The sequence below is a fragment of the Bacillus sp. P14.5 genome (assembly GCF_003316765.1).
GTDB lineage: Bacteria > Bacillota > Bacilli > Bacillales > Bacillaceae_B > Rossellomorea.
The window spans coordinates 86,406-99,989 of sequence record NZ_NIJF01000066.1 but is presented as its reverse complement, the minus strand read 5'-3'; the positions used below and the strand labels follow the sequence as shown (position 1 = coordinate 99,989).

Annotated in this window: 10 protein-coding genes and 3 pseudogenes; 3 read left to right on the top strand and 10 right to left on the bottom strand. The window is 37.6% G+C overall.

Going from position 1 to position 13,584, the window contains the following annotated elements:
* Nucleotide 1: 1 nt before the first annotated feature.
* The 9 genes and pseudogenes from wzy to B9Z54_RS10460 form a co-directional block, all read right to left on the bottom strand.
* A pseudogene (wzy, locus tag B9Z54_RS10505) lies at nt 2-1,407 on the bottom strand (O-antigen polysaccharide polymerase Wzy).
* Nucleotides 1,397-2,776 (bottom strand): annotated as a pseudogene (locus tag B9Z54_RS26185) (lipopolysaccharide biosynthesis protein); the annotation flags it as partial. The pseudogenes B9Z54_RS26185 and wzy, both read right to left, overlap by 11 nt.
* Before the next feature lie 60 nt (nt 2,777-2,836).
* A complete protein-coding gene (locus B9Z54_RS10490) occupies nt 2,837-3,847 on the bottom strand; it encodes a glycosyltransferase family 52 (RefSeq protein ID WP_113928345.1) in 1,011 nt (336 codons plus the stop codon).
* Between the two features lie 75 nt (nt 3,848-3,922).
* Nucleotides 3,923-4,441, bottom strand: coding sequence for a glycosyltransferase (locus B9Z54_RS10485; protein WP_113928344.1), 519 nt, complete (start codon nt 4,439-4,441; stop codon nt 3,923-3,925).
* An 8-nt stretch (nt 4,442-4,449) separates the two neighbouring features.
* Nucleotides 4,450-5,022, bottom strand: coding sequence for a glycosyltransferase (locus B9Z54_RS10480; RefSeq protein WP_162785169.1), 573 nt, complete (start codon nt 5,020-5,022; stop codon nt 4,450-4,452).
* A 148-nt stretch (nt 5,023-5,170) separates the two neighbouring features.
* On the bottom strand, nt 5,171-5,788 hold the full coding sequence (locus B9Z54_RS10475) for a sugar transferase (RefSeq protein ID WP_481747790.1): 618 nt from the start codon (nt 5,786-5,788) through the stop codon (nt 5,171-5,173).
* A 715-nt stretch (nt 5,789-6,503) separates the two neighbouring features.
* A complete protein-coding gene (locus B9Z54_RS10470) occupies nt 6,504-7,271 on the bottom strand; it encodes a tyrosine-protein phosphatase (protein WP_113928341.1) in 768 nt (255 codons plus the stop codon).
* Between the two features lie 103 nt (nt 7,272-7,374).
* Complete coding sequence (locus B9Z54_RS10465; RefSeq protein WP_113928493.1) at nt 7,375-8,061, bottom strand: CpsD/CapB family tyrosine-protein kinase; 687 nt, start codon at nt 8,059-8,061, stop codon at nt 7,375-7,377.
* A gap of 1 nt (nt 8,062) precedes the next feature.
* Nucleotides 8,063-8,806, bottom strand: a complete 744-nt coding sequence (locus B9Z54_RS10460; protein WP_113928340.1) for a YveK family protein — start codon at nt 8,804-8,806, stop codon at nt 8,063-8,065.
* Nucleotides 8,807-9,004: 198 nt separating this feature from the next.
* Between B9Z54_RS10460 and B9Z54_RS10455 the strand changes: the two genes are divergently transcribed.
* The 3 genes from B9Z54_RS10455 to tagU (B9Z54_RS10445) all read left to right on the top strand — a co-directional run bounded on the left by B9Z54_RS10455 (nt 9,005) and on the right by tagU (B9Z54_RS10445) (nt 12,101).
* On the top strand, nt 9,005-9,811 hold the full coding sequence (locus tag B9Z54_RS10455; RefSeq protein ID WP_113928339.1) for an SGNH/GDSL hydrolase family protein: 807 nt from the start codon (nt 9,005-9,007) through the stop codon (nt 9,809-9,811).
* A 103-nt stretch (nt 9,812-9,914) separates the two neighbouring features.
* Nucleotides 9,915-10,850: a polyisoprenyl-teichoic acid--peptidoglycan teichoic acid transferase TagU gene (gene tagU, locus B9Z54_RS10450; RefSeq protein WP_113928338.1), complete on the top strand. Its 936-nt coding sequence runs from the start codon at nt 9,915-9,917 to the stop codon at nt 10,848-10,850.
* Nucleotides 10,851-11,168: 318 nt separating this feature from the next.
* A complete protein-coding gene (tagU, locus tag B9Z54_RS10445) occupies nt 11,169-12,101 on the top strand; it encodes a polyisoprenyl-teichoic acid--peptidoglycan teichoic acid transferase TagU (protein ID WP_113928337.1) in 933 nt (310 codons plus the stop codon).
* Between the two features lie 61 nt (nt 12,102-12,162).
* Here the strand turns inward: tagU (B9Z54_RS10445) and B9Z54_RS10440 are convergent.
* Nucleotides 12,163-13,499, bottom strand: a pseudogene (locus B9Z54_RS10440) (UDP-glucose dehydrogenase family protein).
* Nucleotides 13,500-13,584 lie beyond the last annotated feature (85 nt).

Genomic DNA, 13,584 nt, shown 5'->3' with positions numbered 1-13,584 from the left:
ATCACCAACTTTGTTTATTTTTCCTATCTCTGTTTTTCACTTTGCTGAACAAGCTTGCAGCAAAAGTAAAGAGTAGATATATTAATATGATCTTTAAAGGCTCTAGTTTAAAGCCTAGCAATGAACTCCTTGGCATATAGTATAGAGAAATTAAAATCGGAATAAAAATTACTATATATATCCTTCTAACGCTCATTAATTTGACAATTTTACTAATTACAGGAAATAACAACAGATGAAATACTATTACTGCTGTTATGCCTCCAAATCCTATTAGCTCGGCAAGATAATTAGAACCCACTCCCCAACCTTTTAAATAACCATCCGGGTAAAGGAAATACATTAGTTCATATCCTAGATAATTTGAGATATCTAACAATTCTTCTGTTTGCCCTTTCGAAAAAACTTCAGGGTACCTTATAGCATTTAAACTATCAATTAATGGGGCGAAAAGATATGGTACCCCTTCTCTATTAAGTAATATTGAATTCTCTATTAATAATCCAGGTATCAAGAAGGAAACCCCTTGTTGTCTCATGAATTCAAATATTATATTATTTTCGACAAATTGGGCATTTTCCACACGTATACTTCTTATGAATTGTGAAAAGAGCATAATACTAATCCCTAAAAATGAAATAACTCTTACACTTATTTTCTTATTGTAGAAAAGGTAATAAAAAGTAAGAACTAGTAGCAAACTTAAGAGAAACAGTGCTCTTTGACCCTTCAAACTGCTAAGAAATATTAGGAGTAGATAAACTGATGAAACAATTTTAAATCTTTTTTCTGAGGGAACAGTACTTAAAAACAGATAATACCCATATAACATTAGACTCCCTGAACCCTTTGTCCAAAAAGGATAATTAATGTTATTTCCTGTAAATATACTTAAGTATCCATGTTGTTTTACATAAATTAAATCAATAATGTATCTAACTAACGTGCCAGGGACACCAAGAAAAAAATCATGGTATATATTTTTTCAAAGGCTTCATTATTTCTCAACTCAAATTTTACAATTGTTTTACTAGTGTTGGAATATAACAAATAACCAAGATTCAAACATAAAAGGGAAATCAGGTAAACATTCAAGAGTTTTAATAAAGTATTATTACCTAATGCTCCCCCTAAAGCGAGATCAACAATCTCTAAATCCCAATAACCAACCAAATCCAATACTATCCTGGATAAGTTAAACAGGAAAAAAGTTCCTAGAAAAATTATATAAGGATGGAACCAGCTTAATTTTAATTTAGCACAGAATATTGACCAAAAATAGGTTACAATTATCATTACCTTAAAAATTTCAATCAATAAACTTTCATTATGAATAAAGACCGTTAGGGATAAAGAGGCTGCTATAAGGAAGAATTGTACTGAAAGAAGAATTATATTACCTTTCATTTTTTATAAACTCCTTATAGAAAATTTTAAAAGCAAATAGACACACAATAATAACTTTTATAATTATTAGGAAGAGGCTACTAATATTTCTTTCTAAAATAAAGACCATAATTACTAACGCCATATACACTCCTAAATTGGAGAACAAACTTATTAGCTTTATTACTTCACCTTTTTCTCTAAACAGTCTTTTGCTGCTAAGATAATGTAAAATGAATAGTAATATATAAGCTGCAAGTGTAGTCCATGCTGCAGCAATGTAACCAAACTTCGGAATAAAAATCACATTGGCAACTATATTAAATAACGCAGCAATTAATGTATTAACAGCTATCGTTTTAGTCTTCTTTAAATAATAGGAATAGTTTATATAGATAGAATAATAATAGACAAATATATTCCCAGTAATAATTATTGGAAGTATTTTTATTGCACTATAATATTGAGGAGTAGCCATTAAATATACTATTTCCTTACCAAATATTGAAATAATTAAGGAACTAAAAAGAATAACATTTGAGAGTTTCTTCACTTTTTTATTTAAAATATTATAATCATGATGGTTTAATGACTTATAGAAAAAAGGAAGCCAAGAATTATTCAGAGCATTAATAAGTACAAATGAAATAATCCCAATATTATACGCAAAGGAATAAATTCCTACTGTTTCGTACCCTATATACTTACTTATAATTACTCTATCAGATTGCGCCATAATAAGATGCGCTCCTGCATGGAATATTAAAGGTAATCCAAAAAACATTGATTGTTTAATATAGCCCGGACTAAATTTCCAATAATCAACCATTTTTATAAGTAGAAATAGAGAGATAAGTGCAAATATAGAGAATATGAATAACTGGGAATAAACCCTCCCGTAAAACTTTTCATCAGTTAAAATACTCATTAGCGAAAGAGTAAGAATAATTTCTGAAGTTCTTTGAATGATTACTGTCTTTGTATGCTTTACACTATTTTTCTTTGCAATCAACAATAACAAATATACATTTACAAAGGTGGCTAAAGCTGAGATTATAATAGCAAAAAATATTATGTCTCTAGATATATTTAAAAATATCGAAAATTTATTAATATTCAAAAGTACTAGCATTGACATAAGAGCTAACACAAAAGGCAGTATAATTAAATTCGTACTAAAGAAATCAGGGAAATCATTTTTATTCTCCATATATTTATGCTTAATTGCAGTAGGGATATTTAAATTTATAAATATGTCAAAGATATTTACCAATAGAATAAATATAGCCATCTTACCATAATCTTCCGGATCTAATATCCTTGTAAAGAGAGGTATCGATAAAAAATTCAATCCTTTTACAAAAAAACTACCAATAATATAGACTATAGACTCTTTTAAAAGTAAATTTTTTTAATTTTTCTAATATTTTCATTTCACTTTACCTTCTTGTTACTTCTTTAGATCAACAATTGTTGAGACATTTTTATATAGCTCATTATCATAATGGTAACCCAGATATACTTTCTCTTTAACCTTTTTTAGGTTATATAAGGCGCTAGAGTCTATTGTTACTGCCTTGCTAAATTCTGCATCCTTTATAAGGGTTAATATTTCAAGAGGAAACTCTTGTGGTAATAGCGTAATCTTATGGCCGAAAACCGCACTATAATTTGTATTTTCTCTCGGATGGGTTTTAATAAAAACTTGATGTCCTTCCCCATGCTCATTTAGTATCTCTTCATATAGCTCTATCTTCTTTTCCTCACTAATCCAATTGTTTTCTGATAAAGGTTGTGTTATTAATAACATTTTCTTTTGGGATTTATCAAATGAAATTTGCTCTTTATTAATAAAAATTGAGAGAATATTATCTTTTTGTTCTTGCTTAAGATCTTCAGTTATCTTATCTAAAGGGAACTTTTTCGACTTAAATATAATATCCTTCGGAAGTTCACTAGGATTTAAGACTTCAATTTCTTTGATTTCCTTATGTCTTCCGTATGGTGAATCCAATTTGTAGACTAAATTCTTAACTCTCTCTTTAATTGTAATCTTTGGTACCAGGTATGTGAATTTACCATCCTCCATTAAAGTGATTTTTCCTCTATTTACATAAATCGCCAACGCACTCAAATATCTTGTATCTAAGAACAAGAAGATATGATCCTTCTCAAGTCTTTCAATAATTCCAAATTCGGAGAACAGATCTACTAGAAGCGCTTTTCTCTTGAAGATTTTTTTATATAAAGACTTATTATTCAGACTGTTAGTTATTTGCATTTCAGGCACAAAGATTACTTTATGAAATATCTCTGCTTTTTTTAAAGTTTCAAAAAAGAAATTACTATGTTTCAGATGATCTGTAATTATAATTGTATTTTCCTTTTCATTTAATTCTATAGACTTTAAAACAGCTTGATAAATGTGATAAGGGGTATAACATATAAAAACCTTTCGCACTGAATCCGCCCCCTAATATATTGGACCTTTTGTCCATATAATTTAATATAAATTTCATATTCCTGCGAAAAAGTATTAATAATATTTTTTAATTTCTTCATAAACATTAAAAGTTTTATCTAGCATGACTTTAGAAGTAAACTTATCCCTAAACCTTTTATAACTTTCATCTCCCATTGAATTCCTTAGGGCTTGGTCACTTATTAAGTTTTTTATTTTTTCGGCAAGTTGATCGCTATCTTTTCTTCTAACTAGGTAACCATTTTTGTTATCAGCAATAAGCTCATTTACCCCTCCTACATCGGTAGCTACAACTGGTAATCCTTGAGACATTGCTTCAATAATACTAATAGGTAATCCCTCATAATTAGTTGATAAAATAAAGACATCTGATTCTCTTAATAAATCTATAACATCGTTTCTTTTCCCCAAAAATTCTACCTTATCCGATAGGTTTAGCTGCAAAACTATCTGTTTAATCTCTCCTATTAATTCCCCATCTCCTACTAACCTGACTCGGAAGTCACCTTCCACTTTAGTTATAGATTGAATTAGTGTTTTATAATCTTTCTGAGCTGAAAAACGTGCTACCATTATAAGTTTTAATTTTCTTTCTGTTTATTTTCTTTCCTTTGTTGTCGTGCTACATAGGGTATACCATTATGAATAGCAACTAATTTCTGATCTGTGGAGACTTTATACCTAATTGCTAATTCCTTATCAAAGTCCGAAACGCATATAAATTTGTCAGTTATATTCGCCATAAGTTTCTCTACTAACAAGTATATTTTTCTCTTCATGTCGCCTACACCCTCTGTAAAGGACCATCCGTGTACAGTGAAAACAACGGGTATTCTAGTGATGCGTGCAGCAATTCTTCCTACTATTCCCGCTTTAGAAGAATGTGCATGAATCACTGAGGGACGTTCCCTTTTGATAACCTTACACAATTCCCAAATTCCTTTTATATCTGTGAGTGGGTTAATTTCCCTCAAAAGATTTTTAAGAATAATGACCTTTATATCTGCATCTACAAGCCTTTTTTGAAGATCACCACTTTCTCCTATAACTACTACACATTCATTGCCTCTTTTTTTAAATTCATTTACTAAGTCAAAAACATGGGCTTGAGCACCACCCCATGTTGACCTAGTAATTATATATAATATTTTCAAAATCAATACTCCCTTAAAGTTTTTAATGACTATTCCCCTGCTTATTACCTTATACTTAATTATTATTAAATCTCAATTAAGTTAAGACAATTAGTATAAGTAAATCATTGTATTTATCATATTCCTACGAGGAGAGAGTAAAGTATACTTACCTAGCTCCCTCTCCAGAGAACACCACTTTAATGGTATACAAAAGAATCTTGCAATCTAAAGCCAGGTTCATATTTTCAATATAATACAAATCAAGCTCTAACTTCTCATTAGGAGTAATTTCGTACCCCCCGTTAATTTGAGCCCAACCTGTAACTCCAGGTTTAACTACTAAACGCTTCACAAAACCTGGAATATCCTCGTTGAATTGGGCAGTAAACATTGGTCTTTCTGGACGCGGTCCAATCATACTCATATCCCCATGTAATACATTAATCAACTGAGGGATTTCATCAATCCTTGTTTTTCTTATAAAATTACCTATCCTCGTTATACGAGGGTCATTTCTTTCTGCCCATTGCGCTCCTTTTTTCTCGGCATCCATTCCCATCGAACGCAGTTTAATCACTCTAAAATACTTACCGTTATGCCCCACTCTCTCTTGTAAGTAAAAAGCAGGGCCTGGTGTCTCTAGCTTAATTGCTAAACAAAAAAATATGAGAATAGGGAGTGTTAGGATAAGTCCTATTAACGCCAATATAACATCCATTATTCGTTTCGAAAAATTGTAATAGGAGTTAATATATGTAACTTCTTTCTCTAATACTCTATCTATAGCTTCTGAAAACTCATCATATATGTTATTATTAACCTTTCTGAAAGACACTTATTTCACCTCTTTATAACTTGTTCCGTATTTTTCGTTTTCTTAATATTGGTATTTTTCATTTCTACCTTCAAACTAGCTTATCTTGTAAATATTTTTATTTTGTATTTCTCTCTTTACTAATTATGACTTAATGGGATATTTCACCTTTAACTAATGCTTTCTATTAGAATAAAGTTCTATATATGGAATCACGTTTAATTATTTACCGAGATATATAATATGATGTTCAATAAGCTGACTGCCTACTATTATTATGAAAGTTGTTTCCCTTAATTTCCTCAATCACTTTAGCGAAAATCTGGAGTCCACTTTTAGCAGAACGTATGACTTTATGTTTCAGAATTCATAACAAATCTACCCTTACTTCTGTATATCTTTCAATCTTTCTAGCGAAGCATGCTAATTAAGTGTATCTCACTACCTTCTGTTTATTTCATCATTCTGATTTTGTTAATTGATTTATTACAATGACATTTGGATAAATAATTAAATGGCACCCATCTAGTAGTCAGTTTACAGCATGGTCGAGTGCCTCCAACGATAGCGGGTAGGAGACATAGCCGTTACTTTCTAACTTTTATTACAATGTTAAGAAATTGTTAAAATTTTCACAATGTCTGTATGCATAACAAAAACTAGCTTGTAGGCTAGTTTATTTGTTTTAAAAAAGGCCCAGGAACTTCTTCTTTTTGATTGGCTCCGGGATTTCCCGGTAGACGGTTTTGTGATCGACCAGCAATTCGGCGTTTTCCGTAAAGTAATAGATCATGTCCACTCCGTACCTTTTTTCCATATCATTCATTGCTTCTTCCATCTTGAAGGTTCTTGAAGTTGTATTATGGGCATCCGAGGCGATGAAGTGAGTCAGATTCGACTCAATCATCTGATGAGAGAACTTCTGGATCTTCTTTCCGAAGTATCCTGTCAGGCTCGCTCCGGTCACTTGTGTAAGTGCCCCGTTCTTCACCAGCTTATAGAGCTTCTCGGGCCTCTCGATCAGTTCAGCATTCCTCTCGGGATGAACGATGACAGGTGTAATCCCTTCCTGCTGAAGATCAAACAGCAGCCTGTCCGCGTAACGCGGAACAGAACTTGATGGAAACTCGATAAAGAGATAGGAAGTGCTCTCTCCCAGAGTCAAAAGCTTTCCTTCTCTGTAGTCCTCTACCAATTCACCGTAAATTCTCGTTTCCTGTCCAGGAAGAACCTTCAGCGGGATACCCTCTTTTTCTATTTCTCTATTCAGCTCCTCCACTAATGGAAGAATTGTTACTTTGTCATTTTCATACTTTCCATTCATGTGGTGAGGAGTCGCAATGATGGTCGTAATTCCCTCTTTCACTGCCGCCTTTGCCATTTCCAGGCTGTCATCCAGTGACTTTGCCCCATCATCTATTCCCGGCAGTATATGGCTGTGGATGTCTATCATCGTTGTCCTCCTCCAAATGACTTACCCGTTCGAACTTTCGACATATTCCAATTGTAATTTTCTTTCTAGTTAATGACAACAGGGGAAATTTGTCGAATCGTGGTTAATTTTTTCCATAATAATAGTAATAATTGGTAGCTTCCAACTTTCGGTTATTCAGCACAACACCGACGATCTTGGCTTTGGCTGAATCCAGCAGTTCCTTCGCTTTGACAGCACCCTCTCTGTCAGTCGTACCGGAACTGACCACTAGGATTGTAGAATCACATAGATTTGCCAGTACCTGTCCGTCCGTTACGGTCAATACCGGCGGTGTATCGAAAATGACTAAATCAAACTGGCTGCCTGCCTCTGCCAGGAATTCCCTCATCGCATTGGAGCTCAAAAGCTCAGCCGGGTTAGGCGGCACAGGTCCACAAGTCAGCAGGTACAGGTTTTCGACATCCGATTCTACTCTTGTCTCCTGAAGTGACTTTTGCTTCGTCAATACTGTCGTCAAGCCAAATGTATTATTGAGGCCGAATGTATAATGAGCAGTCGGCTTTCTCATATCACCATCCACCAGCAGAACTTTCTTCCCCTGCTGGGCGAATACGACCGCTAAGTTAGCTGCCGTTGTCGACTTTCCTTCACCGGGACCAGCTGACGTGACCATGAGAGTCTTGATTTCCCTGTCTACTGCCGAAAAGTTGATATTGGTCCGGATCGTCCGGTACTGTTCGGTGATCGGTGACTTGGGACTTGTTTTTGTTATAAGCTTTCTCTTCGTATTCAGCATTTGCTTCTTCATTTTATTTAGAGCCAACGGATTCACCTCTTCCACGGGATTTTCTATCAGTGCGGCTTGAAATTTTCTCCGCTTCTTCATCATTAATGGTTGTAATGGATCCCAGTACAGGAAGCCCGAGGATTTTCTCTACATCCTGCTCTGTTTTAATTGTATTGTCCAGGTATTCTAACAGGAAAGCCAAGCCGACACCAGCCATAAGACCTACGACCATAGCAATAGCAATGTTAAGAACAGGCTGCGGTTTGATCGGAGACTGATTCTCTCCTACTTCTGCCTGTGCAAGTACGCTCACGTTATCCACATTCATGATGTTTGGAATTTCCTCTTGAAACACTGAAGCTACTTCATTGGCGATGTCTGCTGCCTCATTCGGGTCTGGGTCTGTTACTGATACGGTTAGTACCTGTGATTGATTCTCGCTCACGACGGTGATCTTATCGTTCAATGTCCCCCGCTCTATATTCAGGTTCTCTGATACCTTATCCAGTATGGCCGGGCTCTTGATAATAACGTTATAAGTATTGATGAGTTCCAGGTTCGTTCGTATATCATTCACATCAAACGCCGGCTGGTCGCTCTTTGACTGGTTAACCAGCAGCTGTGTGGAAGATTGATAGATTGGCGTTAAGAGAAAGAAGCTGACCGCCCCGCTGACGACAATTGCCGTTAATGTGATCAATATGATCAAACGGATGCGCTTCTTCAGCGTCCCCATTAATTCCTTTAAACTGATTGTTTCTTCCATTCGTATCCTCCTAAAAATAAAAATATGAAGTATTATAGCATATGCTATTGTTTTCTTTGTTGTTTCTTGTCATAATTTTAATATAATTGTCATGTTTTAACACCCTTTCAATTAAACTACATTTTTTTGTTAAATAATAGGGTTAATCTCAGTTTGGTAATAATTACTTATATTCTTATATAGAAGGAGATCCTTATCGTGAAAAATTTCTTTCTCATCATTCTCACCATCTTTTCCATAGCTTTTCTTGTGTTCGGCTATGTGCATTATCAGCATCGGACGGCTGTTTCTCCCCTCGCCAGTGCGGTGGAAGCAGAAGGAACGTCTGACGCACTTCAGGAGAACTCTTCTCAGGAGACTGAACCGGAAACCACTTCAAAACATTACTCTGACCTTATTGCCAATTGGCCTGAGGAAGGAAAAGCTCATTTCATCAGCAAGACCATGTCTAATGAACCATTTAAAATGGCTGTAGTAGGATCTTCTGCTCTCGGCGCCGAGGACGGAGGATGGAGCGAACAGCTGAAGACCAATCTTCAAGAAGCTTATGGCGATCTGTTAGAGGTTGAGCTATTCGAATACGATACCACTTCCATTGAATTCATTAACAGCTCACAATCGGAAGAAGTCCTGGATTTTGCTCCTGACTTGATTTTGTATGAGCCTTTCTCCCTCAATGACAACAGCGGCGCAGTAGCTCCAAGTGACAACCATGACAGTATAGACATTTTCCTTTCCAACCTGCAGGCGGCTAATGAAGAGGCTGCTCTTATCCTGCAGCCGACCCACCCTATCTTCGGGGCAACCTATTATCCTATCCAGGTGGGGGAACTTCAAGCATTTGCTGAAAGCAGCTCTATTCCTTATTTAGACCATTGGACTGCTTGGCCAGCCCTTGAAGATGAAGAACTTAAAGATTATGTTAACTCTTCCCAAGATGAGCCCAATGAAAAGGGACACGAAATCTGGGCGGATTTCCTGACGTCTTACTTTATTGCAGAATAACCTTCACCAGCTGAAGGTTATTTTTTTATCTTACCGTCTATCTATTTCTCCATTAATTTGCTATTCTGTATTTTAGTCCATTAAATTAAGTGAGGTATACGTGATGAGAAGCAGTAAACGAGCAGGCAGAAAGCGCAAATGGCTTATGATCACCGGAGTTATCCTATTGATTATGCTGTTCAGCGGCGGAGCCTATGCCTATAGTGTCTATCATTCTATAAATAAAGCAGTCGAAACGATGCATAACCCCATTGACCGTGAGAAATCCACCAAAAGAACAGAGGATATTCAGTTTAACTACAGAGAGCCTTTTTCCGTCCTGCTGATGGGTGTGGATGAGAGGGAGAATGACAAAGGACGTTCAGATTCCATGATTGTCCTGTCTGTCAACCCTGAATTGAAGTCCGTCAAGATGATCAGCATCCCAAGAGATACCCTTACAGAAATAGTCGGAAAAGGAATAAAAGACAAAATTAATCACTCCTATGCATTTGGGGGAGTGGAAATGGCGATGGACACTGTTGAGAATCTTATTGATATCCCGATTGATTATTTCGTTCAGATCAATATGGAGGGCTTTCAGGAAATCGTCAATGCAGTAGGCGGGGTTACTGTCCAAAATGACCTGTCGTTTGAATATGAAGGCTTTACATTCCCTGAAGGTGAACTGACATTGAATGGAAAAGAAGCACTGGCTTTTTCCCGTATGCGTTATGAAGATCCACGCAATGATTTCGGAAGACAACTGAGACAGCGTCAAATCATCCAGGCAGTCATTAAAGAGGGTGCCAGCGTCTCAAGCTTATGGAATTTTGATAATATTTTCGATGCCCTTGGGAAGAATATTAAAACCAACCTGACATTCGATGAGATGGTTGATATCCAAAAGCATTACAAAGCAGCATCCGCTACGATCGATCAAATTCAAATCCAGGATGGATCCGGGACCAAGATTGACGGAATTTATTACTATGTGATTCCTGACACAGAAATCACCCGCATTCAAGATCTATTTAAAGAGCATATGAAAATTGATTAATGAGGCTTCCCGGTGGAAGTCTTTTTTGGGGCTTTTTCTTAAGGCTGCTTAATATGATAGCGGGAAGATAACGACGCCATAGTACTCCGTCGATATCTGATATACTAGCCTTATAATGAGAACCTTAGTATGCAAGGGAAATTTGATTATTGAAGTTTTTCCAAGTGAGCAATGTAGATGTAAACAGCTTTTTCACCTGCAGCTCTAGAGGCTTCTCAAGAGTAATCCTTTTAGGATAAGGGTAGTATGAATAGTAGAGAGTACGATTGGAGATCGACTGCAGTAGATGTTCATTACGATAGCGAGAGGGTTTTTTATATGAGAAGTGAGAAACACCGTAAACGGAAACGGCGATGGCTTCGTATCGTAGGAATGATTGTAGGACTATTCCTTATTATCGGCGGCGCCTATGCTTATTATGTCTACCACACCTTAAATAAAAGCGTGGAATCCATGCATTCACCGATCGACCGTGAGAAGTCCGATAAGAGGCAGGAGGATGTGGCGTTTAATAAAAAAGACCCCTTTTCCGTGCTCCTCCTCGGAGTCGATGAGCGGGAGAACGACGCCGGCCGTTCTGATTCACTCATTGTTTTGACTGTTAATCCCAAGCAGGAGTCCGTCAAGATGGTAAGCATCCCCCGGGATACCTTGACCGAGATTGTCGGCAAAGGATTCAAAGATAAGATAAATCATGCCTATGCCTTCGGAGGTGTAGAAATGGCTATGGAAACGGCTGAAAATTTTCTTGACATCCCCATTGATTATTATACGACAATCAATATGGAAGGGTTTCAGGAGATTGTCGACGCCGTGGGAGGAGTCACGGTCAATAATGATCTGTCTTTCTCTTATAATGGCCATGACTTCCGCAAAGGTGAATTGGAGTTGAACGGTGAAGAAGCCTTGGCTTTCGCAAGGATGCGCAAGGATGATCCGCGCGGCGACTTCGGGCGTCAGCTGCGCCAGCGGGAGGTCATACAGGGAATCATCGACAGAGGTGCCAGCGTCTCCACCCTCTGGAAGTTTGATAATGTGTTCAAGGCTTTAGGAAATAACGTCAAAACCAACTTAACCTTTGAAGAAATGGTCGACATTCAGAAGCATTATAAATCAGCTGCCAAGGATATTGAACAAATCAATATCGATGGTGGTTCAGGTGAAACGATTGAAGGCATTTGGTATTATGTCGTACCCGATGAAGAATTAATGGAAATACGGGAACGTATGAAAGATCACTTGGAGTTGTGATGGCCGGTCACCAGTTCGCTTCATAAATGAGGCAGCCAGCCAAGAAGGGCTTAGAACCCTTTCATTGGCTGGCTGCTTGTATTTTCGAGTAATTAAGGACTTTGGGTCTGCCAATGGATATATAGTCCGCAATCACCCCTCGTGCTTCCTCCAGACTGAAGCAGTTCCTTCCATCCAGGATGACGGGTGTCTTCATACCTTTGATGAGGCTTTCCATTCTTAATGTCCTGAATTCCTCCCATTCCGTCACAATGAAGACAAGGTCCTTCTGGTACACAGCCCCCATTGGATTTTCCGCATAGCTGATCTTGTTTCCGAAAATCTTCTTCACATGGTGCATGGCTGCAGGATCATATACTTCAATATCAGCTCCATGGTCCAGTAATTCTTGAATCATCTCAATGGAAGCTGCCTCCCGGATATCATCGGTATTAGGCTTAAATGACAGTCCCAATAGAGCAATTTGTTTTCCGTTCAATCCGCCCAGGTGCTCAATCGCACTATCCACCAGCTTGGTTTGTTGTTTGGCGTTAACCCTGATCACCGATTCCAGTAATTCAAAGTGATGCTGGATCCCTCCTGCGAGTTGGACCAGGGCATTGGTATCCTTAGGAAAGCAGGAGCCTCCGTAGCCGATCCCCGCCTTAAGAAAGGCAGATCCGATCCGGTGGTCCATTCCCATTCCTTTGGCCACCTCTTCTATGTCCGCATCCAAACTTTCGCACAGATTGGAAATCTCGTTGATAAAGCTGATTTTGGCAGCAAGAAAAGCATTGGAGGCATACTTAATCATTTCGGCACTTTCTATTGAGGTTTTTACTATAACGGTCTTGAATGGCTGATAAAGTTTTTCCAGTTTGCCTGCCGCTTCTTCAGATGAAGCACCAATGACAATCCGGTCCGCCTCAAAGGTGTCCTTAATAGCTGACCCTTCTCTCAGGAATTCCGGGTTGGAAACGACATCGAAGTGAATGGTTTGTTTTAACTCTGCCGAGATCCATTCCTTCACTTTCCTGTTGGTCCCCACCGGAACCGTGCTTTTGGTTACAATCAGCACGCCTTCCTCATCTATATAGTGTGCTACGTTTTCTGCAGCACTTTTAATGAAAGAAAGGTTGGCTGATCCATCAGCATTTGGAGGGGTCCCTACAGCTATGAAAATGATCTCAGCACCTGAACAGGCTTGCCTGAAATCGCTGGTGAAGAAAAGACGTCCTTCCTTCAGGTTTCTCTTCAGCATCTCTTCCATTCCGGGTTCGTAGATCGGGGATCTCCCGGATTGCAATGTCTTAATTTTTCTTCATCAATGTCCATACAAGTGACCCTGTGACCTATGTCAGCAAGAGCCGCTCCCGTTACAAGGCCCACATACCCAGTTCCGATTACCGTAACCTTCAATATCAATGCCTCCCCTTATATAAGAAGAAATGGAAACTCCGTTTACTTCATTCTATCAGCTAAGAGGCACGATGATTCTTCCGGT

What these genes read in the sequence shown, in the direction of transcription:
- B9Z54_RS10470 (WP_113928341.1), bottom strand. Translation starts at nt 7,271, where the DNA reads ATGATAGACATCCACAGCCATATACTGCCGGGAATAGATGATGGGGCA.
- B9Z54_RS10485 (WP_113928344.1), bottom strand. Translation starts at nt 4,441, where the DNA reads ATGGTAGCACGTTTTTCAGCTCAGAAAGATTATAAAACACTAATTCAA.
- tagU (WP_113928338.1), top strand. Translation starts at nt 9,915, where the DNA reads ATGAGAAGCAGTAAACGAGCAGGCAGAAAGCGCAAATGGCTTATGATC.
- B9Z54_RS10465 (WP_113928493.1), bottom strand. Translation starts at nt 8,061, where the DNA reads ATGAAGAAGCAAATGCTGAATACGAAGAGAAAGCTTATAACAAAAACA.
- tagU (WP_113928337.1), top strand. Translation starts at nt 11,169, where the DNA reads ATGAGAAGTGAGAAACACCGTAAACGGAAACGGCGATGGCTTCGTATC.
- B9Z54_RS10460 (WP_113928340.1), bottom strand. Translation starts at nt 8,806, where the DNA reads ATGGAAGAAACAATCAGTTTAAAGGAATTAATGGGGACGCTGAAGAAG.